This window comes from Micromonospora sp. WMMC273, from assembly GCF_027460285.1.
GTDB classification, from domain to species: Bacteria; Actinomycetota; Actinomycetes; order Mycobacteriales; family Micromonosporaceae; genus Micromonospora; species Micromonospora aurantiaca.
This window is the reverse complement of sequence record NZ_JAPZBE010000001.1, coordinates 5904570-5928028: the sequence shown is the minus strand read 5'-3', so window position 1 is coordinate 5928028 and position 23459 is coordinate 5904570. Positions and strand designations below refer to the sequence as shown.

Genomic DNA, 23459 nt, shown 5'->3' with positions numbered 1-23459 from the left:
GCCGGTTCAGGCGGGCGCGGGCAGCCGGTAGCCGTACCGTGCGACCCGGTCGGTGAGGTCGGCGAGGTCGTCGCCGGCCCCCGGCCCCTGCCGCCAGGCCTGCAGGTAGCGGGTGTTCGTGTCCCGGTCCAGGCCGCCGACGTCGAAGGCGGGTGGGAGGCCGGCGAAGGCCGCGATGCCCCCCAACGTGCGGTCCGGGTCGTCCATCAGGTCCTCGTAACGGACGGTCAGCATCGCGTCGACGTGGGCGGCGTCGGCCCGGGCCAACTCGTGGGCGTGCAGCCAGTGCTCGACGAGCTGCCGCACGGTGAGCGCCGGCGTCCACTTCCGGGTGCTCATCGCCACCGCCACCGGATGCCGCATGACCAGCACGAACCGGGAGCCCGGGAAGAGCCGCTGGAAGAACCGGAAGCGCAGCAGGTTGGGCGGTGACTTCTCCAGCACCACCGGTCGGCCGGGATCCAGGTAGCGGCCCCACTGCTCGCGCAGCAGCCGGGCGGTGGCCGGGCCGGCCAGCTCGTGGTGTTCGGTCATGTGCGCCTCGGGCGCGTACGCGAACCGCCCCGGACCGCCGTGCTGCTCGTCGTAGGGGCAGACGGTCTGCAGGTACTGGCCCTCGTCCATCGGCGCGCCGGTCTGCCGGAACCCGGCCACCTGCGGATTCGTGCCGACCAGCGCGGCCAGCAGGGTGGTGCCGCTGCGGTGCAGGCCGCCCATGATCAGAAAACGCCGGCGTGTCACGCGACCTCCGCGAGGCTGTCGGGGCGCAGGGCCTCGCCGACCGCGCGGCCGAGGGCCGCGTACGCCGGGGCCCATGCGACGAAGCTGCCCCGCCGACGGGTCGGCAGCGGATCGGGATGACTCAGGTAACCGCCGCCAGTGGCGGTGACCAGCGCCCGCCCGGCGGCGGTGTCCCAGTCGTAGACGTCCGCGTTGGCGGCCACGTCGGCGCGGCCCGCCGCCACGTACGCCAGCGCCAGCGCGGAGGAACCGAGCCGCCGCACGTCCGCGGCGGCGGTGAGCAGCGCGGCCAGCAGGTCGGTCTCGGCGGTGGACGGCGGCCCCCCGGCGTTCGGGATGTCGCACAGCACGAGCGGCGGCGCCGACGACGCGGAGGTACGCGTGGGCAGCGGAGTGCCGTTCAACCACGCGCGGCCGTCCGCCGCGGTGAACAGCTCCTCACGCAGCGGGTCGTAGACGCAACCGCCCACCGTACGACCGCCGATCCGCAGGCCGATCGACACGCAGAAGAACGGGATGCCCCGGACGAAGTTGTAGGTGCCGTCGATCGGGTCGACGAGCCACACCGGATCGTCCGGACCGGCCGGGGCACCGGCCGGCCGGCCGCCTTCCTCGCCCACCACCGTCGAGCGCGCGCCGACGTCGCCCAACGCGGCGCGGATCAACTCCTCGGCGGCCAGGTCGGTCCCGGTCACGACGTCGTGGGCCGCCTGCTTGCGGGACACCTCCACCGGGTCGCCGAACCGCTGCCGGACCAGGCGGCCGGCGTCCACGGCGGACTGCGCCGCCACGTCGATGAGGTCCTGCACGGTGCTGGTCACGGCGCCACGCTAACCGCGTCCGCCTCGGTGCCGCGCTGCCCGGACGTGTCAGCCGTCCGGGCATGCCCATTCGTCGTGGCCGATGGAGGCTCCCGGGCCCGCCGCCGGATCCCGAGCATGGGCGGAAAGCGGTCCGCGGTCGGCGTGACCGGTGGATCGGCCGCACCCGAGAGGCGGAGCGATGGCAGAGAGTTCAGGCGACGGCCGACGTTTTGGGCGTACGCCCGACCGGCCACGTGGTGCCCGGCACTGGGCCGCCGAGCAGGAGGTGATCGGGCCCGGCCTGCAGGCGGTCATGCTCTGGGCGCAGCTGTGCGTCGAGTCCGCCGCCGGCGCGGTCCTGGTCGACGTGGACGGCAACGAGATCATCGACTTCCAGGGAGCCGGCGGGGTCAACTCGATCGGCCACGCCAACCCGCGCCTGATCGCCGCCCTCATCGCCGAGCTCGCCACCGCGCCGGCCGGCGCGTTCGGGTCGGCCGGCCGCCGGGCGATGGCCGAGTCGCTGCGCGGGTTCCTGCCGCCGCCGCTGGACCGGATCCAGCTCTACAGCGGCGGCACCGAGGCGGTGGAGGCGGCGCTGCGGCTGGCCAAGTCGGTCACCGGCAAGCACGAGTTCCTGTCGTTCTGGGGCGGCTTCCACGGCAAGACGCTCGGCAGCCTGGCGCTCACCGCGGGGGCGCGGACCGGTCTCGGCCCGTTGCCGTCCGGCTATTTCAGCGCACCGTACGCCAACTGCTACCACTGCCCGCTGAAGATGACGTTCCCGAGCTGCGGCTACGCCTGCGTCGAGACCGTGCGGGACACCGTCAAGGAGAACTCCACCGGCGCGCTGGCGGCGCTCGTCGTCGAGCCGGTGCAGGGCCGGTCGGGCAACGTGGTGCCGCCACCGGGCTACCTGACCGCGCTGGCCTCGGTCGCCGACGAGTTCGACGCGTTGCTGATCGTCGACGAGATGATGACCGGGTTCGGCCGTACCGGTGAACCGTTCGCCTTCATGCGCGACGAGGTGACGCCGGACATCGTCACCGTCGGCAAGGGGATGGGCGCCGGATACCCCGTCACCGGGGTGATCTCCACAGCGGATCTGATGGCCGCCAGCCCGTTCTCCGACCCGAGCGCGAGCTCGTCCAGCTTCGGCGCGTTCCCGCTGGCCTGCCGGGCGGTCGCCACCACCACCGACGTGCTCGTCGACGAGGACCTGCCCAGCCGCGTGGGCAAGCTCGGCGCCGAGATGCTGGCCGCGCTGGAGCCCCTCGTCGACGAGTCCCCGCTCGTCGGCGACGTCCGGGGCGCCGGTTTCGCGATCGGCATCGAGCTGGTCGCCGACAAGCGGTCCCGCCGGCCGCTGGACAAGGACACCTTCCGGAAGACGTTCCTGGCGTTGGTCGACGCCGGGGTGCTGGTGATGACCGGAGGCACCACGCTGCGCCTCTACCCACCGCTGAACGTGGACGCGGAGCTGGCCGAGCAGGCCGTCGAGATCATCCGCCGCGTCCTGATCGACGGCGCGGCGCCCCAGCACCTCGAGGAGGTACCGGCATGAGGATCGCCGTCATCGGTTTCGGCACCGCCGGGGAAGGGCGACTGCACGCCTACCGTACGGTCACCGCCGGCCGGGTCGTCGCGGTGCTCGACCCGTCGCCGGAGCGGCGGGCCCGGGCCCGGCAGCTCGACCCCGGCCTGGCCACCTACCCCACGCTGGCCGAGCTGCTCGCCGCCCAGCCGGTGGACGCCGTCGACATCTGCACCCCGCCGAACCATCACGTCGAGCTGGAACGCGAGGCGCTCGCCGCCGGTCTGCACGTGATCTGCGAGAAGCCGGTCGCGGTCCGCACCGACGAGGCACTCGACCTGATCGACCTGGCCCGGGACCGGGGCCTGCTGCTCTACCCCGCCCACAACTACGGCTTCTCGCCGATGATGCGGGTGCTCAGCGGCGCGGTCGCCGACGGGCGGCTCGGCGGTCCGTTGCGGGCCCGGTTCCGGATCGCCCGCGACTCGCACGCGCGCGGGGTGCCCGGATGGCAACCGGACTGGCGCCGGGACATCTCGGTGGCGCGGGGCGGGATCATGCTCGACCACGGGACGCACTGCGCGTACATGGCCACCCAGCTCTTCGGCGAGGCGCCCCGGACGGTCTCCTGCGTTGCGCAGTGGGCGGACGGCGACGCCGCCGGCGGGATGGACGTGGCCGCCCGGCTGGACCTGGAGTTCGGCGACGGCGGGACCTGCGAGATCGATCTGAGCTGGGTCAGTGACACCCGGTCGAACCGCTACCTGGTCAGCGGCCCGGACGGCGCGGCCGACGTGCACGACGGGATGGCCGAGGTGCGTACGGCGGACGGGCTGGAACGCACCGACCTGGCCCCGCCGAACCGGGACCAGACCCACCAGGAGTGGTTCCCCGGCATGTTCGCCGACTTCGCCGGCCTGGTCGCCGCGGGCACCGGCTGGGACCGGCCGATGCGGGAGGTCGTCACCACGACGGCGCTGATCGAGGCGGCCTACCGGTCGGCGACCCGCGGTGGGGAGCCGGTCGTGCCGGCCGGGCTGTCGGCCGCGGAAGCGCGGTGACGGCCAGCGAGATCCGGCTCAGCGTGGCGATCATGCACCACCCGCGCCGGCGGGAGCGCATCCCATCGCTCGTGCGCGACTGCGCCCCGCTGGCCGCCCGGGTGGTCACCGATCCGGACCCGGACGGGGTGCCCAGCCCGTTGCGTACCGCCAAGGTGGCCTGGCGCGCCGTCGCCGACGGCGCCACCCACCACCTGGTGCTGCAGGACGACATCCGGCTGATCCGGAGCTTCGCCACCCAGGTCCACCGCGCGATCGCGGCCCGTCCGGAACACGGCATCTCGCTCTACTCGCACTGGGACAGCCCGCAGAACTCGTACCTGGTCCGTCGCGCGGTGATCGCCGGCTGGCCGTTCGCGCCGCTGTCGCTGTTCGAGTGGACCCCCACCCAGGGGTTCGTCCTGCCGGTGCGGGTGGCCCGGGAACTGGCCGACTACCTGGCCGGCATCCCGGACGACGTCAAGGACGACGACGAGATGGTGGTGATGTTCTGCCGGGAGGCCGGCATCCCGGTCGTCGGGACCGTGCCGCACCTGGTCGACCACCGGTTCGACCCGACGATCGTCGGGCATCCGGGCCGGTTCCACGCCACCGTCTTCCTGCCCGCGCCGGTCCTGTCACCGACGTACTGGCAGTTCAGCGCGAGCGCCGAGGAGGCCCTGGCACGGCGGTGCCGTTCCGACGAGAAGCTGCCCTACACCGTGCAGCTGCATCGCAGCCGGTGCCTGTTGCGGCCGCTGCGCCCCGGCACCGGGGAGCCCGTCGAACACGGTTTCGGCTGGTACTGGGCCGATCACTGCGGCCTGGTCGGGCTGACCGTGAACCAGGTGGTGGACGGGTTCGACCGCCTGCTCGGGGTCACCGGCCTGCCCTCGGGCCTCCATTGGCGACTCGCCCTTGAGGTGTGGGCGGCCGGCTACCTGCTAGGCGCGGACGCGGTGACGGTCCGCCGCGGCGAGGCGGACGGGGTCTGGCCCCCGGCAGCCGTCGGTGCGGGGCTCGCCCAGGCCGCGATGACCAGTTGGATCACCTCCGGCCTGGCCGAGCCGGACGCCGCCGGCCTGACCGTGGAACGACGGGCGGCGCTGGTCGCCATCGGTCTGGCCGGGGTGGCGCAGGGCTGGCTCGGCGGCTGGCAGGAGACGCCGTGACCGCCTGGCATACCTGTTCGGCTACCCCAACCGCCCGCTCGATCGAGCCTTCTGCACATGCCGGATCCGGCGCGACGCTGGGTCCGGCACGTCACCGACCCGCGGGGAGCGCCTGATGTCCGACCACGAAACGTTCGTCGACCTGCTGCAGGAGCGTGCCGCCGTCCACCCGGAGCGACCGGCGCTGATCTTCGACGCGGACCCCGGATCCGGCGACGCCGAGGTGCGCACGGTGTCGTGGGCCGACCTGGCCGCCCGGGCCCGGCAGATCGCCGTGCTGCTCGCCGGCACCGTCCGCCCGGGTGACCGGGTGCTCGTGCTGAACGAGCCCGGCACCGCCTTCGCCGAGAACTTCCTCGGCGTCCAGCACGCCGGTGCGATCCCGGTCCCGGCCCCGCTGCCGGACGGATATCGCCGGCAACGGGACCGGCTCGCCGGCATCGCGCACAACGCCCAGGTGGCCGCGGTGGTCACCGACGCCGCGGCGCTCGACGCGGTCCGCGACTGGGCGGCCGAGTGCGGGCTGTCCGACGTACCGTGCCTGGCCTTCGACGACGTCCCCCTGGAGCGGGCGACGGCATGGCGGCGGCCGGACATCGACGGGTCCACCATCGCCTTCCTGCAGTACACCTCCGGCTCCACCAGCGACCCCAAGGGCGTCGTGGTGGACCACGCGAACCTGCTGCCCAACCTGCGGGCGTTCAACGAGATCCTCGGTGGCGGCGAGGGCGTCCGCGTCGGCGGATGGCTGCCCATGTACCACGACTTCGGCCTGATCGGGCAGTTGCTGGCCCCACTCTCGCGGGGCGGTTGCAGCGTCGGGATGTCGGCCACGACGTTCCTCAAGCGCCCCGGCACCTGGCTCCGGCTGATCGACAGGCACGACATCGAGATCTCCCCGGCACCGAACTTCGCGTACGACCTGTGCACCCGGCGGATCACCGACGAGCAGATCGCCGGCGTCGACCTGTCCCGGTGGAGTCGCGCGGTGAACGGCTCGGAACCGGTGCAGGCGGCCACCCTGGCCGCGTTCGCCAGTCGATTCGCCGCCGCCGGGCTGCGGCCGGACGCCATGTGCCCCGGGTACGGCCTGGCCGAGATCACGCTCAGCGTCAGCGGCGCCACCATCGGCCGCCCGCCGGTGGTGCTCACCGTCGACGCCGAGGAACTGGAACGGAACGTCGTGACGCCGGTCGGAGCCGGCCACCCGGAGCCGGTGCGCGAACTGGTCAGCAGCGGCGAGTCCACTCCGGAGTTCGACATCAGGATCGTCGACCCCGCCACCCGGCTGCCGCAACCGCCCGACCGGATCGGCGAGATCTGGCTGCGTGGCACCAGCGTGGCGCGGGGCTACTGGGCCAACCCGGAGGCCACCCGGGAGGTGTTCGGCAACGAGCTGGCCGACGGCGATGGCGGCTTCCTGCGTACCGGGGACCTGGGCCTGCTGCGCGACGGCCAGCTCTACGTGACCGGCCGGATCAAGGAACTGCTGATCGTCAACGGCCGCAACCTGTACCCGCACGACATCGAGGTGTCGGTGCGCGCCGTGGACGAGAGCCTGTCCCGGGGTGTCGGTGCCGCCTTCACCGTCGAGGTGCCGCACGAGGAACTGGTGGTGGTGCAGGAGTGCCGGGCCCGGTCCCTCGACCCGGCGGCCCGCGCCGCCGTGGTCACCGCCGTCCGCCACGTGCTGTCCCGGGAGTTCGGGACCGGCGCGGTCAGCGTGGTGCTGGTCCGCCCCGGCACGGTGCCCCGCACCACCAGCGGCAAGATCCAGCGCGGCCTGGCCCGGATGCTCTTCCTGACCGGTGCCCTCGGCGCCGAACACGAGGAACTCACCGACGGCGTGCGGGCCGCGCGCCGGACCGGCGACCCGGTGCGGGCCTGAGATGGCCGCGCCCACCCTGCCCCTGGCCGCTGCAGTGGCCCGGCACCTCGACGAGCGGCTGGGCGATCCGGACGACGCCGACGTCGTGTTCAACCACGCCCGGGTCGCCGCCGCGGACGAGAGCGAGGCGTTCCCGGCGGAGATCTGCGCGCACCTGGACCGGCTCGGCCTGCCGGCGCACTACGTCCCGGCGGCGTACGGCGGTGAACTGCGCGGCTTCGACACCCTGGTCCAGGTCCTGCGGGTGATCGCGCGCCGGGACCTGACCACGGCCATCGGACACGGCAAGACGTTCCTCGGCGCGGCCTCGGTCTGGGCCCGGTCGCCGCGCGACGAGGCGGACCTGGCGCAGGCGCGCGCGCTCGCCGGCACGGTCCTGGCCGGGGTGCCCGTCTGCTGGGCGCTCACCGAACCGGGCCACGGCAGCGACCTGCTCGGCGGCGAGGTCTCGGCGGTCCGGAGCGACGGCGGGTACCGGGTGACCGGGACGAAATGGCTGATCAACAACGCCACCCGGGCAGGTGTGGTGTGCCTGCTGGCGCGGACCGACCCGGACGGCGGGCCACGCGGTTTCACAGTGCTGCTCGCCGACAAGCGGGAGCTTCCCGCGCACTCGTACCGGTGCCTGCCCGGGGAGCCGACCCACGGCATCCGGGGTGCCGACATCAGCGGGATCGTCCTCGACGACGCGTGGGTGCCGGAGACGGCACTGGTCGGTGCGCGTGGCGCCGGGCTGGAGACGGTGCTGCGCGCCCTGCAACTGACGCGTACCACCTGCGCCGCGTTGTCGCTCGGTGCCGCCGACCACGCGCTGGCGCTGGTCCGGCGATACCTGACCGACCGCCGGCTGTACGGGCGGCGGCTGGCCGACGTGCCGTACCTGCGGCGCGGGGTGGGCCGGCTGCACACGATGCTGTTCCTGGCCGAGGCGGTGACCGCCCTGGTCAGCCGGGCGGCGACGGCGGAGACCGAGGAACTGGGCGTGCTCGCCCCGGTGCTCAAGGCCTTCGTGCCGACGCTCACCGACGAACTGATCGGAGGGTGCGGCGAGCAGCTCGGCGCCCGTGCCTTCCTGACCGGCATCCCGGACTACGGACGCTTCCAGAAGGTGGAGCGGGACCACCGGATCGTCGGGATCTTCGACGGCAGCACCCCGGTCAACCGCAACGCGCTGATCAACCAGTTCCCCCAACTGGCGCGGGGCTGGCCCGGCGACCCGGTGGACGCGACCCGGCTACGGGCGCTGGCCGACCTGCGGGTGCCGGTGCCCGAACTGGACCCGGACCGGATCTCGCTGGCCGCCGGACGCGGGTGCCTGCCGTTGCGCGGGCTGTCCGCAGCGGTACCGGCCGTCCGCGCGGCCGGCGGCCCGGCGGCCCGGGCCGAGGCGCTCCTGGCCGCGACCGAGCTGCTGCACACCGAACTCGCCGGGTACCGCCCACGGCCGCACGACGTGGAACCCGCCGCCTACGACCTGGCCCACCGGTACGAGCTGTGTGTGGCCGGCGCGAGCGCGGTGCACCTGTGGCTGCACAACCACGAGCACGCCGGCGCCGACCCGCTGTGGGCGGACGGGCTGTGGCTCGACGCGGCGCTGACCTGGGTGCTGCACCGCCTCGGCGTCGCGCCGGACCATCCCGAGGGCTACGACCGGGTGTACGCGTCCCTCGCCCCGGACCGTCGCCCCTCGGTGCTCGACCTCGACGGCGCCGGGGAGGCGTGATGACCACCATGCGGGATCTGGAGAGCCGCTTCGGCGATCCGTGGGACCCGGCGAACCCCCTCGGGAACCGGGCCGTGCTGGCGGCCGACGAGCGGCAGGAGATGTTCGCCGACGGTGAGCTGGCGCTCGACGACTTCGGGCTCAACGCCGAGTTCGTACCGGTCGCCCGCGGCGGCCGGATGACCGGCCTGGACCGGCTGATCCGGACGATGCGCTCGGTGTTCCGGCGGGACCCCTGCCTGGGTCTCGGTTACGGCGCCAGCTCGTTCATCGCCTCGGTCAACGTGTGGGCCGGCGGCGACGAGGCCCAGCAGCGACGGCTGGCGGAGCTGCTGCTCTCCGGCCGTCGGGTGGCCTCCGTCTACCACGAGCTGGCACACGGCAACGACTTCGCCCGGGTGGACTTCCGGGCCGACCCGGGGCGGCCGGGCGAACTGCTGCTCACCGGCCGCAAGGAGGTGGTCACAAACGCGCAGCGGTGCAGCGCGATGGTGATCTTCAGTCGTACCTCGGACGCGGCCGGTGGCCGCAGCCACACCCAGTTGTTCGTGGAGAAGGACGCGCTGCCGCCGGGCGCGCTGCGGTATCTGCCGCGGTTCCCCAGCAGCGGGATGCGCGGGGTGCAGCTCGGCGGGATCGAGCTGGACCGGTGCCCGGTCGACGCGGGCGTGGCACTCGGGCCGCTCGGCTCGGCCATGGAGGTCGCGCTGCGTTCGTTCCAGCTGACCCGTACCGGGCTGCCGGCGATGACGCTGGGTGTGCTGGACACCGGCCTGCGCGCGGTGCTGCGGTTCGGCGAGGACCGGTGGCTGCGCGGACGACCGGTAGGCGCCATGCCGGTGGTCCGTACGGCACTGGCCGAGGCGTTCACGGACCTGCTGATCGCCGACTGCCTGTCCACCACCGTCGCCCGCGCCGTGCACCTGCTGCCCGAGGACACCAACGCGTACGCCTCGGCCGTCAAGTACGTCGTGTCCGGCCGGTCCATCCGTGCCATGACCCGGCTCGGTGAGCTGCTCGGTGCACAGAGCTACCTGCGCACCGGTGAGTACGGCATCTTCCAGAAGCTGCAGCGCGACCTGGCGCCGGCGGGATTCGGGCACGCGGCCCGGGTCGCCTGCCTGGCCACCGTCCTCCCTCAGCTCCCCCGGCTCGCCCGGCGCTCCTGGGCGACCGGCCAGGAGCCACCGCCCACCCTGTACGACCTGGACGCCGATCTCCCGGCCCTGCCGTTCGACCGGCTGCGGATCGCCTCGGCGGCCGACCCGATCACGGCCCAGCTGCTCGCCGCCGCCGAGACGATGCCGGCCGGCGACGACCGGCTGCGCGGACTGGTCCGGCGCTTCACCGCCGAGCTGGCCCGGCTGCGTTCGGCCGCGCTCGGCCTCCGCCCGGCGGACCTGGCCATCGGCGGCGACCCGGCGGCGCTCGACCTGACCGCCCGCTACACCACGGTGCTGACCGCAGCCACCTGCCTGAACCTCTGGCTGGCCGAGCAGCGCCACCCGGGAACCTTCCTGGCCGATCCGGCCTGGGTGACGGCGGCCCTGCTGCGGCTGGCCGACGAGCTGGACGGCACGTCCCGGTCGCTGCCGGCCGCGCTGGCCGGCCCGATCCACGCGGAGCTCGCCCGCCGGTACGCCGCCGGCCGGGCCTTCGACCTGTCCGACAGCGTGCTGCCCGACCTTCCAAGGAGCCGGAATTGACCATCTTGCCGAACCACCGGGCCGCCGGACAGCTCCGTCCGTGGCTGCGGGACCGCGTCGCCGACTTCACCAACCGGGATCCGGCCACCATCGACACCGCCACGCCCCTGGCCGACCTGGGCCTCGACTCGGTGTACGCGCTCGCGCTCTGCGGTGAGATCGAGGACCACCTCGGGATGCCCCTGGAACCGACGATCGTGTGGGACCACCCGAGCATCGACGCGCTCACCGAGTACCTGTCCGGCCTGCCGCTGGACGCCGGGACGTGACCGCCCTCGAAGCGGTCTCCGCCTACCTGCCGCCGGAACGGGTGCCGATCGATTCGCTGGCCGGAGAGCTTGGGCTGACCGACACCCAGGTCCGGATGTTCCGCCGGTACTACGGGCTGGCCGAGGTGCTGCGGGAACCGACGGGCACGATCACCGACCTGATGCTCAACGCCGCGGCGAAACTGTCCGAGCTGCGCGGCCGTGAGTCCCAGGTCCGGTACGTGGTGCAGGCCCGGACCCTGCAGGCGATCGCGCCGTACCCCGAGGATCCGCTGCACGACGTGGTGCGGGCCCTCGGTCTGCGGCACGCGCGGGCCTTCGCGGTCACCCAGCACGCCTGCGCCTCCGGGCTGCTGGCCGTCGAGATGGCCGGCCGGCTGCTCGCCGAGGACGGCGAGTCCGGCGCGCTGGCCCTGGTCTTCGTCGGTGAGAAGGCGTTCACCCCGTCGGCCCGGATGATCCCGGGCACGGCGCTGATGGGGGAGGGCTGCGCCGCCGTCCTGGTCGGCACGGGCCGGCGCGACCGGCTGCTGTCGTACGCCTCGGCCACGCACGGCGAGTTCAACGCCGGGCTGTCCCTGACCGCGGCGATGTCCCTGGAGTTCCAGCAACGCTATCCGGACGCGCTCGCCGAGGTGATCCTCGCGGCGGTGGCGCGCGCCGGGATCACCGTCGCCGACCTCGACGTGGTGTTGCCGCACAACGTGAACCGGGTGTCCTGGGTGCGGGTGGCGCGCAAGGTCGGGATCCCGGTGGAGCGCCTGTTCCTGGACAACATGCCGGTCACCGGCCACTGCTTCTGCGCCGATTCCTTCCTCAACTACGTCGCGGCCCGTGAGCTGGGCCGGCTTCGGCCCGGCGACCGCTACCTGATGGCCGCGGTCGGGCTGGGGTCGACCTTCGCCGCCGCGGTGTTCGAGCACTGATAGGACGCTATGACGACGACACGGGAACCCTTCGTCAGACGGCTGCGGACGGCGTTGCTGGGCACCGACCGGACCCCTCTGGTGTTCCTCGGCAACTTCGAGGTCGAGCAGCGGTGGGGCGGTGACGAGCCGGGTCTGCCGCGCGTCGCGCTGACCGCGGGCGACGCGATGGTGAACCGGATGGACGAGTTCGCCCTGCTGCTGGCCGGCCCGGACGACTACGTGGTGCTCAAGGACCGGCCGGACCCGGAGCACCTGGCCCATCTGGAGACGCTCGGGACGGCCCTGCCGCATGTGCTGACCACCGACCGCCAGGATCCGCACCGCACGGTGACCCAGGACGCGCTGGACAGTCCGGCCCTGCTGGCCCGGTTGTCCGCCCTGGCGGGGGCGGCCGCGATCGTCCCGCACGGGGTCTCCGCCGACGAGGAGGCGCTCGCCGCGCTGACCGGTGTCGCGCTGGCCGGGGCGCCGGCGGCCGTCTGCAAGGCCGTCAACGGGAAGATCTACAGCCGGCGGATCGCCACCGAGCTGGGGCTGCGTCAGTCCGCGGGCTGGATCTGCGAGACCGTCGAGGAGCTGGACGAGGCGGTCGAACACGCCCGCGCGCTGCTCGCTGCGGGGCGGCCGGTGGTGCTCAAGGACTCGTACGGGGTGTCCGGCAAGGGCCTGCTGCTGATCCGGGACGCGGCGCGCCTGGACCAGATCCACCGGACGCTGCGCCGCCGGGCCGACCGTTCCGGCGATCGGCGGCTGGCGCTGCTGGTGGAGGAGTGGGTCGCCAAGACCGTCGACCTCAACTACCAGTTCACCGTGTTCCGCGACGGCGGGGTGCACTTCGACTTCGTCAAGGAGGCGGTCACCGCCAACGGCGTACACAAGGGTCACCGGATGCCGGCCGGGCTGACCGCGCGGCAGGTCGCGGTCGTGACGCACAGCGCCGCGGTGCTCGGCGCCCGGCTGGCCCGCGACGGCTACCACGGCGTGGTCGGGGTGGACGCGATGCTCGACCCGGAGGGCGGCGTCTACCCGGTCGTGGAGATCAACGCACGGCACAACATGTCGACCTACCAGGTCGGCCTCCAGGAGCACCTGGTGCCGGCGGGCTGGTACGCGCTGGCCCGGCAGTACCCGCTGCGCCTGGCGCGGCCGCTGCGCTTCGGTGAGGTCCGCGACGGGCTGGGGCCGTGGCTGCTGAGCGCCGCCGGTGCGGCCGGGATGGTGGTGCAGAACTTCTCGACGGTGAACGCCCTGGTACGGGAGGGCGGGGGAGCTGCGGACGGCCGGCTGTACGGCCTGCTGACCGCGCCGACGGCGGACGAGCTGACGGCGATGGACGCCGAGATCGCGGGCCGCCTGGCGGCCGTGGCGGAAGGAACACGACGGTGACCGGAGAAGTGACGATCCAGGGCGTGGCCATGTCCGAACTGGCCGAGCGGTTCGGCACGCCCCTCTACGTGTACGACGGGGACAGCCTGCGCGGGCAGTACCTGGGGCTGCGTGAGCGGCTGCATCCGGCGATGGAGATCTTCTACTCGCTGAAGGCCAACCCGAACATGGCCGTCTGCGCGCTGCTCGGCGCGCAGGGCGCCCGGGCGGAGGTGTCGTCGATGGTGGAGCTGCGTACCGCGCTCGCCGCCGGGGTGGTCCCGCGCGACATCATCTTCCTCGGCCCCGGCAAGAGCCGCGGCGAACTCGAGGCGTGCCTGTCCGAGGGCGTCTTCGCGCTGGTCTGCGAGTCGTTCGGGGAACTGGCGACGATCGACGAGCTGGCCCGGGAGCGGGGCGTCATCGCACCGGTGATGCTTCGGGTCAACCCGAGCTTCGCGGTCAAGGGCTCCGGCCTCACGATGGGCGGCAAACCGCGCCAGTTCGGGATCGACGAGCAGCAGCTCTTCGACGAGGCCGACCTGGTCAAGAACCATCCCGGGGTGCGCGTCATCGGCGTGCACGCCTACCTGGGCACCCGCATCCTCGATCCCGGGGTGGTCGCCGAGAACGCCCGCCGGATCATCGACCTGGCCGAGCGGCTCGCCGAGCGGCTGGACTTCGTCCTGGAGGCCGTCGACGTGGGCGGTGGCCTCGGGGTGGCCTACTTCCCCGGCGAGCCGGACCTCGACCCGGCCGCGGTCGCCGGCCTGCTCAACCCGGTGGTCGAGGCGTTCCACGCCGCGCACCCCGGGGGCCGGCTCCTGCTGGAACTCGGCCGGTACCTGACCGCGCCCTGCGGCACCTACGTCACCCGGGTGCGGTACGTGAAGAGTTCGATGGGGGAGCGCTTCGCGGTCACCGACGGCGGCACGAACCACCACATGGCGGCCGTCGGCATCGGCTCCTACGTCAAGCGCAACTTCCCGATGCGGCTGCTCAACCGGGCCGGCACGGACGCCGGCCCGTGGAACGTCACCGGCCCGCTGTGCACGCCGAACGACACCGTCGGCCGCAACGTGGAACTGCCCGAGCTGCGGCCGGGCGACCTGGTCGGCGTGCTGCGCTCCGGCGCGTACGGCCCGAGCGCCTCACCGGTGCTCTTCCTCAGCCACGGCCACCCGGCCGAGGTGCTGGTGGACGGCGGCCGGGCCCGCCTGGTCCGCCGCCGCGACACCGTCGAAGACCTGCTCGGCCCGCAGATCCTCGACTGACAACCCATCCCGACCGGCACACAGGAGGCCCGCCATGACCATGGCTTCGGAAGCCACCGTCGACCGCGCCGCGGTCGTCGACCACATGATCGACGCCGTCGTCGCGGTGCTGAACCGCGACTCGGTCCAGGTGACCGAGCAGACCCGGCTGATGGACGAGCTCGGGCTGGACTCGACGAACGTCCTCGAACTGCTCATGCACATCGAGGACCGGCTGAACGTGGTGATCGACTCGGACACGCTGGAGCAGCACCACTTCGAGTCGGTCGGCACGCTCGCCGACTACGTCATCGAGCAGGGCCTGGCCTGACGCCGATGTTCCTGTCCATCGCCCCGGCCCCGTCGGTCCGTACCGGCCGGCTCCGGCCGACTCAGGTGATCGCCCGCCGGTTCGACCCCGATCCGGAGCCGTACCGGGGCGATCCGTTGCTCGAGGAGTACCTGTCGGACATGACCGAGCTGTACGGTCGTCGCTTCGACCGGGACCGGCACGCGGCGGCCGCCCGGAACTCGTTCACCGGGATGGCGGACCGCCTGGTGCGCGATCTCGACCTCGCGGCGCCGGTGGATCTGATCGCCATCGCGCACTCCACCCCGGACGGCGACCCGCGCCGGGTCACCGCCTGCTACCTCAACGAGCTGGTGCAGGGCGATCCGCTCGCCTTCGCGGTGTCCGACCAGGGACCGGCGGCGGCGTTCACCGCCCTGCGGCTGCTCGGGACCTACTCCGGCGACTTCCCCGGCTGCCGGGCGTTGCTGCTGATCCTGGAACAGACGACGATCCCGTACGAGGTGGTCGGGCCCCGGTATCCGGTTCCCGGCCACGACGTCGGGGTGGCGGTGCTGCTCGAACCGGCCGGCACGGACGGGACATCAGTGCACCAGCGACCGGACGTGTCACCGGCGGCAGCCGGGACGCTGCTCGACGAGCTGGTGCCGGCGGACGCCGTCCTGATCACCGGTCCCGGCCTGACCGGCGGCGATCAGGCCGTTCCGGCGCCGGGGTCGGGTGCTGCGGGTGTCTGGGCCGAGCTTGCCCGGCAACGGGCGGGCACCGCCGGGCCGATCGCGGTGGCGGACCACGACCCGATCTCGGGCACCCTGTGCGTGGCGGTCTTCGCCGGCTCGGGCCCGGAGGTGCGGTCGTGATCGCCGAGGAGGCCCGCCGCAGCGCCCGGACCGGCGGGCTCACCGCCACGCTCACCGCGATGCACGCCGCGCTGGCGGACCGGGCCCTGCCGTGCGGCCCGACCGGGTGCTGCGTGCTGCCCGAGCCGGCGCTGCACGACGCCGGCCGGGTCTGGACCGGGGACACCGTCGCCGCCCTGGACCCGGCCGCCGTGGAGCGGCTCGGCACTGTCGAGACACCGGACGGCCGGCTGGCGGCCGTCCGCTACCGGGGCGCACCCGGCCCGGTCGGCGCGCCGGCACCCTGGCCGGACTGGATGGCCGCGCTGGCCGGGCTCCGGCTCGGACTCTCCGAGGCCCTGCTCGATGTCACAGTCGCCCACCTCGGTGACCGCCGCGTCGGCGACACCCCGCTGCTGCTGCAACAGATGATCAAGGGTGCGCTGGCGGACGCCGTCACCGAGCAGATCGAGATCAAGGTCCGGCTCACCGGTACGCCGCCCCCGGCCGGATCCCTGGCCTGGCTGCACCGGCAGATCACCGTTGCCGACCGGATGCTGCTGCGCCTGCTCGGAGCCAGCGGGTTCACCGCGGACGGGCCGGGCGCTGTGGTCGACGCGTCGGAGTTGCTGGCCGATGCCTGGATCGGTGGACAGGAGTGGACGCCGTGATCGAACTGGACGACCGGCTCACCGCCGCCCGGGCGCACGCCCGGGACTGGGCGCGCGACCTGCGCTCGACGGCCCTGGAGCTGGACCGTGACCCGGACACCGTGTACCGGTGCCTGGACAACCCGGCCGTACGGCACCTGTCCACCATGCTCATCCCGGCGCCGTGGCTGCCGGACCGGACGCTCATCGGCGGGTACCGGTTCGACGGCATGACGGCGATGGAACGGGTGGTGTTCGCCGAGGAGATCGCCGCCGGGGACGCCGGCATGATGCTCGCGTCCCCCGGTGCCTCGCTGTCCGGGGTGCTCGTCGACCTGCTCGCCGACCGGGATCAGAAGGAATGGTTCTACGGCCGGCTGCTGGCCGCGCCGACGTGGACCTTCTTCGCGCTGACCGAGCCCGACCACGGCTCGGACGCGGGGGCGATGGGCACGAGACTGGACCCCGACGGCGAGGGCGGCCTGCTGCTGCGAGGCGCCAAGCGCTACATCGGCAACGGCGCCCGGGCCCAGGTCGGCGTCGTCTTCGCCCGCGACCGGCCCGGTCCGCTCGGCGCCACCGCGGTGCTCGTCGAGACCGGCGCGCCCGGCTTCAAGGCCGAGCCGATCCCGACGATCGGCCTGCGCGGCGCCCAGCTCAGCGCGATCACCCTGGACGGCGTGCCGGTCCCGGAGGACCGGGTGCTCGGCCGCCACCTCAGCCCCACCCGGCGCGGCGTGTGGAGCGGCGTGCAGATGTTCAACCGTCTCCGGCCGGGCGTGGCGGCGATCGCGCTGGGCATCGCCCGGTCCGCGCACGACTACGTCATCGAGCAGCGCGGTTCGCTGTCCAAGGCCGAGCGGCTGCGCTGGGAACGGACCGGCCGGCGGATCGACGGCGTACGGCAGCTCATCTGGCAGGCCGCCTCGATCGTGGACGCCCAGCCCGCCAACGGACACCTGGCCTCGGCGGCGAAGGCCCGGGCGGCCCGGCTGGCCGAGGAGGTGACGCTGGAGGCGCTGGAGTACTTCGGCCCCGGCGCACGGCTCACGCAGCCGATGCTGGACAAGCTGATCCGCGACGCCCGGGGCGTCGAATTCATGGAAGGCACCGGCAACATCCAGCGACTCAACACCTTCCAGGGCCTCGTCCAGGGCAAACTCGACCGTGACTGAGCCGGGCGGCGTCGACGTCTGGACCGTCCACCTGGACCGCGACGTCGACGCCGCCCGCTGGCTCGGCGCGGCCGAACTGCGGCGCGCCGCGGACATCGGCGATCCGGACGGGCGCCGTCGCTTCGTCGTGGCGCACGCCGCCCTGAACGGGATCCTCGCCGGGCGGCTTGACCTGCGGCCCACCGCGCTGCCGCTGCGCCGCGAGCCGCTCGGGCGGCCGTACCTGCCGGGCGGTTCGCTGCATTTCAGCCTCGCGCACGCCGGGGAACGGGCGGTGATCGCGCTCGCCGGCCGGGAGGTCGGCGTGGACCTGGACCACCCCCGGCCCGGGCTGGATCCGCAGCGGATGGCCGCGCGCTTCTTCACCCCCGCGGAGGCCGCGCTGGTGGCGGCCGCCGGTGCCGGCGCCTACGCCGCTTACCTGCGGTTGTGGACCCGGAAGGAGGCGTGCGTCAAGGCCGCCGGTGCGCGCCTGGCGCTCGGGCTGCGGCTGCCGGTCCCCGGCGCGGCGAGCGGTGCGGTGATCCGTGATCCGTCCGGCCGGCTGCCCGGCGCCTACTTCCTGCGGGACCTGCCCGACCACGGCGCCTTCCGCGGTGCCGTGGCGCTGGCCGGAGCGGATCCCGCGGTCTGCCACCACCACGAGTTCCAGGGCGATCTGAGGCGGGGACCGTGACGAACGACGACGGGGGAGCCGGACTCCGGCTCCCCCGTCACCCGTCGGTCAGCGTTCGACCTCGCCGCGGATGAAGCGCTCGACGGCGTCCCGGGCGGCGGCGTCGTCGTACTGCTCGGGCGGCGACTTCATGAAGTACGAGGAAGCGGAGAGGATGGGTCCGCCGATCCCCCGGTCCATGGCGATCCGGGTCGCCCGGACCGCGTCGATGATCACGCCGGCCGAGTTGGGCGAGTCCCAGAGTTCGAGCTTGTACTCCAGTTGCAGCGGCACGTCGCCGAACGCCCGCCCCTCCAGGCGGACCAGGGCGTACTTGCGGTCCTCCAGGAACGGCACGTAGTCGCTGGGGCCGATGTGCACGTCGCCGGCGGCCATCTCGTGGGGCACCTGCGAGGTGACGGCGCGGGTCTTGGACAGCTTCTTCGACGCCAGCCGGCGACGCTCCAGCATGTTCATGAAGTCCATGTTGCCGCCGAAGTTCAGCTGGTAGGTGCGCTCCAGCCGGACCCCGCGGTCCTCGAAGAGCTTCGCCAGCACCCGGTGGGTGATGGTGGCGCCCACCTGCGACTTGATGTCGTCGCCGATGATCGGCACGCCGGCCTCGGTGAACCGGGCCGCCCACACCGGGTCCGAGGCGATGAACACCGGCAGCGCGTTGACGAACCCCACGCCCGCCTCCAGCGCGCAGCGGGCGTAGAACCGGTCGGCCTCCTCCGAGCCCACCGGCAGGTACGACACGAGGACGTCGGCGCCGGAGTCGCGCAGTGCGCGAACCACGTCGACGGCCTGCTCGTCGGACTCCTCGATCATCTCCCGGTAGTACTCGCCGAGACCGTCGAGTGTCGGGCCACGCCGCACGACGACCCCGGACGGGGGCACGTCGCAGATCTTGATGGTGTTGTTGCCACTCGCGACGATGGCCTCGGACAGGTCCCGGCCCACCTTCTTCGCGTCCACGTCGAAAGCCGCGACGAACTCGATGTCGCCGACGTGGTAGTCGCCGAAGGCGACGTGCATGAGGCCGGGAACGGTGTCGGTCGTCCTCGCGTCCCGGTAGTACTCGACGCCTTGCACCAGCGACGCGGCACAGTTGCCGACCCCGGCTATGGCGACGCGGACTGCGCCCACGTGGTGCCTCCTTCTCTCTGCGACAGAACTCGATTCAACCGACCCGCTCGTCCCGGTCTCCACCTCGATGTCCTGAACAGGACATCGACGGCGGTCCGGGCGCGCGCGTACGCCCCGGACGGCCGCCGGGGCCGCATACTGGGGACCGTCGCGCGTTGAGGAGCCGATCGTGCCGTTGTCCATGCCTCTTCCGGCCACCGTCCGGACGCGGGCACGACCCGCGCGGCTGCCCCGAAACGCCACGCTCTGGCTGGACGGGCTGATCGCGGTGGCCGTGTTCGTCGGCACCGCCCTGCCGGTGACGTTCTCCGAGGACGGCAAGGTCTGGCACATCCTGGTGGCCGCCGGCGCGTCGCTACCGCTGATCTGGCGCCGGCGGGCCCCGCTGCTCACCACGGTGACTGTGGGCCTGGCGATCAGCGTCCTCGGGCTCTCACACCAGATGCCGCCGCTGCCGTTCGGGCCGCTCGTCGCGACGTACACGTTCGCGTCGCTGAGCCCGTCCCCCTGGCGGCAGGTCGCGATCGGGGTGCAGGCCGTGGGGGTGGTCGTCTCACTCGTGGTCCCGGGCGAGAACGCCGCCACCTTCGGGTACGTCGGGATGGCGTACGTGGCGGCGTACAGCATGGGGATCGCCTCCCGCGGCCGCGGCGACCGGATCGCGGTGCTCGAGGAACGCGCTGCCCGCCAGGAGGAGGAACGGGCCGCCGCCGCCGCGCGCGACCGCAACCGAATCGCCCGCGAGGTGCACGACATCGTGGCGCACACCGTCGCGATCATGGTGGTCCAGGCGGAGGCCGGGCCGGTGGTGGCCCGCACCGACCCGGCCCGGGCCGAGAAGACCTTCGAGGTGATCGCCGAGAGCGGCCGGTCCGCCATCGCCCAGCTCCGGCGATCGCTGGCCGCGCTGCGCTCGGCGGAGGGCGAGGAGCCGCCGGCTCCGGTCCCGGGGGTGGGTGACGTACCGCGACTGCTCGGCGAGGCGCGCCGCGGCGGCCTGGAGGCGGCACTGCGCTGGCGCGGCCAGCAGCGGCCCCTGCCCGCCGATGTGGACGCCACTGTCTTCCGCGTGGTGCAGGAGGCGCTGACGAACACCATCCGGCACGCGCGGGCGTCGATGGTGGACGTGCTGATCGAGTTCAACCCGCTCGAAATCCGGGTCACGGTCACCGACGACGGCATCGGTGCGGTGGATGTCGGCGGCGGATACGGAATGATGGGCATGCGGGAGCGGGTCACCGCCTGCGGTGGTGAGCTGTGCGTCGGAGCGGGTCCCGACGGCGGCGGCTTCACTGTGCGCGCCGTCCTGCCCACTGAATGAGCTGCTACGAATCGAGGGGTGGCGCCCCATGGTGCGCATCGTGGTCGTCGACGACCAGGATCTGGTCCGAGGTGGCTTCGCCATGATCCTCGACGCGGAGCCGGACCTGACCGTGGTGGGCGAGGCGGCGGACGGCCTGGAGGCCCTGCGGGTGGTGGCCGAGAAGAAGCCGGACGTGGTGGTCATGGACATCCGGATGGAGGGCCCGATCGACGGCATCGAGGCCACCCGCCGGATCTGCGCCACCACCGACGCGCGGGTGCTCATCCTCACCACGTTCGACGTCGACGAGCACGTGCACGACGCGCTGCGGGCCGGCGCGAACGGTTTCCTGCTCAAGACCATGCGCCGGGCCGAGCTGGTCGAAGCGGTACGGGTCATCGCCAAGGGCGAGGCGCTGCTCGCCCCGACGGTGACCCGGCGGGTGATCGCCGACCTGCTGCGACGGCCCCAGGGCGCGATCCGCCCGCCGGCCCGGCTGGACGAGCTGACCGGGCGGGAGCGGGAGATCCTGTGCCTGGTCGCTCGTGGGCTCTCCAACGCCGAGATCGCCGCCCGGCTGACGGTGAGCGACCATACCGTCAAGACCCATGTCAGCAACGTGCTGGCCAAGCTGGGCCTGCGGGACCGGGTGCAGGCGGTGGTCTTCTCCTACGAGGCCGGACTGATCAGTCCCGGTGAGGATCTCGACTGAGCGCTCTCCCTCGCTCGGGTGAGACCGGATTTGGCTCTCGGCGGCGATCTGCCGGAGGGCCCGCTTCATCAGGATGAGATCACATCGGTCTTTCCGTCCTGAGGAGCTGTGTGATGATCCGTGCCGTTACGCGTTTCGCTCGCCGGCGCCCTGCCGTCGTGCTCGTCATCTGGCTGGTGATCGCAGCGGCCGGCTTCACTGTCGGAAACGGCGTCTTCGCCCGGATGACGACAAGCGTCGGCGCCATCGCCGGTAGCGAGTCGCAGCAGGGCGCGCAGGCGCTCGGTGACGCCGAGCTCGCGCCACCGGTGATCAACGCGGTCATCTCCGGCGGCTCGGTCACCGACCCGGCCTTCCGTACGAAGGTCTCCGCCGCGCTCACCGAGCTGCGCGCCGTCGACGGCGTGCTGGCGGTGACCGACCCGTTCGGTACCCAGGCCCCGGTCGCCACCGACGGCGCGGCGGTCCTGGTGAACGTGGAGCTGGCGCACCAGGGCGACCTGCTGGCCGACAAGGTACGGACGCAGCTGACCGGGATCGACGGTACGACGGCTGTGGTCTCCGGCGGCCCGCTCACCGACCGCGAGTTCAACGACCAGGCCACCTCGGACACCAGGCGGGCCGAGATCGTCTCCGCGCCGTTGCTGCTGCTCCTGTTGCTGCTGGTCTTCATGTCGCTGATCGCCGCCGGGCTGCCGCTGCTGATCGCCCTCGTCGGTGTCGGCGGAACCTTCACCACGCTGCTGGTGATGAGCTTCTTCACCGATGTGTCGATCTATTCGATCCAGGTCACCACGATGCTCGCCATCGGTCTCGGCGTCGACTACGCGCTGCTCATGGTCAGCCGGTTCCGGGAGGAGCGGGCGCTGACCGAGGACGCGGAGGAGGCGCTCGTGCGGGCCTCCGAACGCGCCGGCCGGACCATCGTCTTCTCCGGCCTGACCATCGCGGTCAGCCTGGCCAGCCTGGTGGTCTTCGCCGATCCGTTCCTGCGGTCCATCGGCGTGGCCGGCGCCGCCGTGGTGCTGATCGACATGCTCGCCGCGATCACCCTGCTGCCCGCGCTGCTCCAGCTGCTGCGTAACCGGATCAAGCCGGTCCGGGCCCGGAAGGAGCGCGGCCGGTCGTTCGCCGCGGTCGCCCGTGGGGTGCAGAAGATGCCGGTGCTCACCCTGCTGGTGGTGCTCGTCGGCCTGCTCATGGCCGGGCTGTCCGCGACCAACCTGCGGCTGGACACCAGCAACCCGAAGTCGCTGCCGGCCGACAGTGCCACCCGCCAGCTCACCGAGGCGTTGCGCGAGCACTTCCCGGCACTCGCCGGCCCGAGCGCGATCACGATCGTCGCCCGGACCTCGGCCGACGACCCCGACCTGGCCGATTTCCGGCAGCGGGTCGCCGCGGTGCCCGGCGTCTCGGTGGTGAACCCGGGGCGCAGCGGCGGCGGGCTGGCCGTGCTGCAGGCCACCCCGGAGAACCCGACGAGCGACCCGGACACCGCCCGGGCGGTACGCGACATCCGTGACCTGGACGCACCCTTCACGGTGCAGGTCACCGGCGACGCGGCCCGTCTGGTCGACTACCAGCAGGAGCTGCGCGACCGCCTCCCGATCGCCGGCGGCATCGTCCTGCTGGCGACGTTCGTCCTGCTGCTGGCGTTCACCCGGTCGGTGCTGATCCCGCTGAAGGCCGTGCTCACCAACCTGCTCAGCCTGTTCGCCGCACTCGGTGTGGTGGTCTGGGTGTTCCAGGAGGGGCACCTGGTCGGCCTGCTCGGCGGTGAGCGGCTCGACGGCATCGACCTGACCGTGCCGGTGGTCGTTGCGGCGATCGCGTTCGGGCTCTCCACCGACTACGAGGTCTTCGTCCTGTCCCGGATCCGTGAGCGCCGTTTCGCCGGCGCGGCCCCGGACCAGGCGGTGCGGGAGGGCCTGCAGCGAAGCGGTGGCATCGTGACCGCTGCGGCCCTGCTCCTCGCGGTCACCTTCGCCGGCTTCATGACCGGGGGCTTCGCGCCGATCAAGGAGGTCGGCCTGGGTCTGGTGCTGGCCGTCCTGATCGACGCGGTGATCGTCCGGATGCTGCTGGTCCCGGCGACGATGGCGATTCTCGGAAGCGCCGCGTGGTGGGCGCCTCGCTTCCTGGGTGGCCGGCCGCCGGTCCCCTCCGCTCCGGACGCCGTCGACGCGCAGCCGGAGCTGACGGCCACCGCCCAGGGCTGAGAGACCGGGGCGGGGCAGACCCCC

Annotated in this window: 21 protein-coding genes; 18 read left to right on the top strand and 3 right to left on the bottom strand. The window is 73.0% G+C overall.

Annotated features, from left to right (window positions below; all coding sequences use genetic code 11):
• Nucleotides 1-6: 6 nt before the first annotated feature.
• Both O7611_RS27535 and O7611_RS27530 read right to left on the bottom strand, forming a co-directional pair.
• Nucleotides 7-741, bottom strand: a complete 735-nt coding sequence (locus O7611_RS27535; protein ID WP_194803454.1) for a sulfotransferase family protein — start codon at nt 739-741, stop codon at nt 7-9.
• Complete coding sequence (locus O7611_RS27530; RefSeq protein ID WP_269697813.1) at nt 738-1562, bottom strand: inositol monophosphatase family protein; 825 nt, start codon at nt 1560-1562, stop codon at nt 738-740. The genes O7611_RS27535 and O7611_RS27530 overlap by 4 nt, the downstream gene beginning before the upstream one ends.
• Nucleotides 1563-1743: 181 nt before the next feature.
• Here O7611_RS27530 and O7611_RS27525 point away from each other — a divergent pair, with 181 nt between their 5' ends.
• The 15 genes from O7611_RS27525 to O7611_RS27455 all read left to right on the top strand — a co-directional run bounded on the left by O7611_RS27525 (nt 1744) and on the right by O7611_RS27455 (nt 18073).
• Complete coding sequence (locus O7611_RS27525) at nt 1744-3108, top strand: aspartate aminotransferase family protein (RefSeq protein ID WP_269697812.1); 1365 nt, start codon at nt 1744-1746, stop codon at nt 3106-3108.
• Complete coding sequence (locus tag O7611_RS27520) at nt 3105-4139, top strand: Gfo/Idh/MocA family protein (RefSeq protein WP_194803451.1); 1035 nt, start codon at nt 3105-3107, stop codon at nt 4137-4139. The genes O7611_RS27525 and O7611_RS27520 overlap by 4 nt, the downstream gene beginning before the upstream one ends.
• Nucleotides 4136-5290 (top strand): hypothetical protein, encoded by a 1155-nt coding sequence (locus tag O7611_RS27515; RefSeq protein ID WP_269697811.1) that lies wholly within the window; start codon nt 4136-4138, stop codon nt 5288-5290. Before O7611_RS27520 ends, O7611_RS27515 begins: the two co-directional genes overlap by 4 nt.
• 115 nt (nt 5291-5405) lie before the next feature.
• Nucleotides 5406-7178, top strand: coding sequence for a fatty acyl-AMP ligase (locus O7611_RS27510; protein ID WP_194803449.1), 1773 nt, complete (start codon nt 5406-5408; stop codon nt 7176-7178).
• Between the two features lies 1 nt (nt 7179).
• Nucleotides 7180-8901: an acyl-CoA dehydrogenase family protein gene (locus tag O7611_RS27505; protein WP_194803448.1), complete on the top strand. Its 1722-nt coding sequence runs from the start codon at nt 7180-7182 to the stop codon at nt 8899-8901.
• Entirely contained in the window at nt 8901-10607 is a 1707-nt protein-coding gene (locus tag O7611_RS27500) for an acyl-CoA dehydrogenase family protein (protein WP_194803447.1), read from the top strand. Before O7611_RS27505 ends, O7611_RS27500 begins: the two co-directional genes overlap by 1 nt.
• Nucleotides 10604-10876 carry an acyl carrier protein gene (locus O7611_RS27495; protein WP_228533073.1) on the top strand — a complete coding sequence of 91 codons (273 nt, stop codon included), beginning with the start codon at nt 10604-10606 and terminating at the stop codon, nt 10874-10876. The genes O7611_RS27500 and O7611_RS27495 overlap by 4 nt, the downstream gene beginning before the upstream one ends.
• Entirely contained in the window at nt 10873-11802 is a 930-nt protein-coding gene (locus O7611_RS27490) for a 3-oxoacyl-[acyl-carrier-protein] synthase III C-terminal domain-containing protein (protein ID WP_194803446.1), read from the top strand. The genes O7611_RS27495 and O7611_RS27490 overlap by 4 nt, the downstream gene beginning before the upstream one ends.
• 9 nt (nt 11803-11811) lie before the next feature.
• Entirely contained in the window at nt 11812-13191 is a 1380-nt protein-coding gene (locus tag O7611_RS27485; RefSeq protein ID WP_194803445.1) for an ATP-binding protein, read from the top strand.
• Nucleotides 13188-14444, top strand: a complete 1257-nt coding sequence (locus O7611_RS27480; RefSeq protein ID WP_269697810.1) for a type III PLP-dependent enzyme — start codon at nt 13188-13190, stop codon at nt 14442-14444. The genes O7611_RS27485 and O7611_RS27480 overlap by 4 nt, the downstream gene beginning before the upstream one ends.
• 34 nt (nt 14445-14478) lie before the next feature.
• Nucleotides 14479-14754: an acyl carrier protein gene (locus O7611_RS27475; RefSeq protein ID WP_209310374.1), complete on the top strand. Its 276-nt coding sequence runs from the start codon at nt 14479-14481 to the stop codon at nt 14752-14754.
• Between the two features lie 5 nt (nt 14755-14759).
• Nucleotides 14760-15593, top strand: coding sequence for a hypothetical protein (locus tag O7611_RS27470; protein WP_194803443.1), 834 nt, complete (start codon nt 14760-14762; stop codon nt 15591-15593).
• Nucleotides 15590-16243, top strand: coding sequence for a hypothetical protein (locus O7611_RS27465; protein ID WP_194803442.1), 654 nt, complete (start codon nt 15590-15592; stop codon nt 16241-16243). Before O7611_RS27470 ends, O7611_RS27465 begins: the two co-directional genes overlap by 4 nt.
• Nucleotides 16240-17397, top strand: coding sequence for an acyl-CoA dehydrogenase family protein (locus tag O7611_RS27460; RefSeq protein ID WP_194803441.1), 1158 nt, complete (start codon nt 16240-16242; stop codon nt 17395-17397). The genes O7611_RS27465 and O7611_RS27460 overlap by 4 nt, the downstream gene beginning before the upstream one ends.
• The gene (locus O7611_RS27455; protein WP_194803440.1) at nt 17390-18073 is read left to right on the top strand and encodes a 4'-phosphopantetheinyl transferase family protein; all 684 of its coding nucleotides are present in this window, start codon (nt 17390-17392) and stop codon (nt 18071-18073) included. Before O7611_RS27460 ends, O7611_RS27455 begins: the two co-directional genes overlap by 8 nt.
• A gap of 48 nt (nt 18074-18121) precedes the next feature.
• On the opposite strand, the gene O7611_RS27450 is transcribed toward O7611_RS27455, so the two are convergent.
• On the bottom strand, nt 18122-19201 hold the full coding sequence (locus O7611_RS27450; RefSeq protein ID WP_135242443.1) for an inositol-3-phosphate synthase: 1080 nt from the start codon (nt 19199-19201) through the stop codon (nt 18122-18124).
• A gap of 169 nt (nt 19202-19370) precedes the next feature.
• Between O7611_RS27450 and O7611_RS27445 the strand changes: the two genes are divergently transcribed.
• The 3 genes from O7611_RS27445 (at nt 19371) to O7611_RS27435 (ending at nt 23435) form a co-directional block, all read left to right on the top strand.
• Nucleotides 19371-20522: a sensor histidine kinase gene (locus O7611_RS27445; protein WP_269697809.1), complete on the top strand. Its 1152-nt coding sequence runs from the start codon at nt 19371-19373 to the stop codon at nt 20520-20522.
• A gap of 28 nt (nt 20523-20550) precedes the next feature.
• Nucleotides 20551-21216: a response regulator gene (locus O7611_RS27440; protein WP_030504405.1), complete on the top strand. Its 666-nt coding sequence runs from the start codon at nt 20551-20553 to the stop codon at nt 21214-21216.
• Nucleotides 21217-21329: 113 nt separating this feature from the next.
• Nucleotides 21330-23435 carry an MMPL family transporter gene (locus O7611_RS27435; RefSeq protein ID WP_194803438.1) on the top strand — a complete coding sequence of 702 codons (2106 nt, stop codon included), beginning with the start codon at nt 21330-21332 and terminating at the stop codon, nt 23433-23435.
• The last annotated feature ends 24 nt before the right edge of the window (nt 23436-23459 follow it).

Coding starts and splice junctions, on each gene's coding strand:
- O7611_RS27525 (WP_269697812.1), top strand. CDS start 1,744: ATGGCAGAGAGTTCAGGCGACGGCCGACGTTTTGGGCGTACGCCCGAC.
- O7611_RS27520 (WP_194803451.1), top strand. CDS start 3,105: ATGAGGATCGCCGTCATCGGTTTCGGCACCGCCGGGGAAGGGCGACTG.
- O7611_RS27510 (WP_194803449.1), top strand. CDS start 5,406: ATGTCCGACCACGAAACGTTCGTCGACCTGCTGCAGGAGCGTGCCGCC.
- O7611_RS27505 (WP_194803448.1), top strand. CDS start 7,180: ATGGCCGCGCCCACCCTGCCCCTGGCCGCTGCAGTGGCCCGGCACCTC.
- O7611_RS27500 (WP_194803447.1), top strand. CDS start 8,901: ATGACCACCATGCGGGATCTGGAGAGCCGCTTCGGCGATCCGTGGGAC.
- O7611_RS27485 (WP_194803445.1), top strand. CDS start 11,812: ATGACGACGACACGGGAACCCTTCGTCAGACGGCTGCGGACGGCGTTG.
- O7611_RS27475 (WP_209310374.1), top strand. CDS start 14,479: ATGACCATGGCTTCGGAAGCCACCGTCGACCGCGCCGCGGTCGTCGAC.
- O7611_RS27470 (WP_194803443.1), top strand. CDS start 14,760: ATGTTCCTGTCCATCGCCCCGGCCCCGTCGGTCCGTACCGGCCGGCTC.
- O7611_RS27440 (WP_030504405.1), top strand. CDS start 20,551: ATGGTGCGCATCGTGGTCGTCGACGACCAGGATCTGGTCCGAGGTGGC.
- O7611_RS27435 (WP_194803438.1), top strand. CDS start 21,330: ATGATCCGTGCCGTTACGCGTTTCGCTCGCCGGCGCCCTGCCGTCGTG.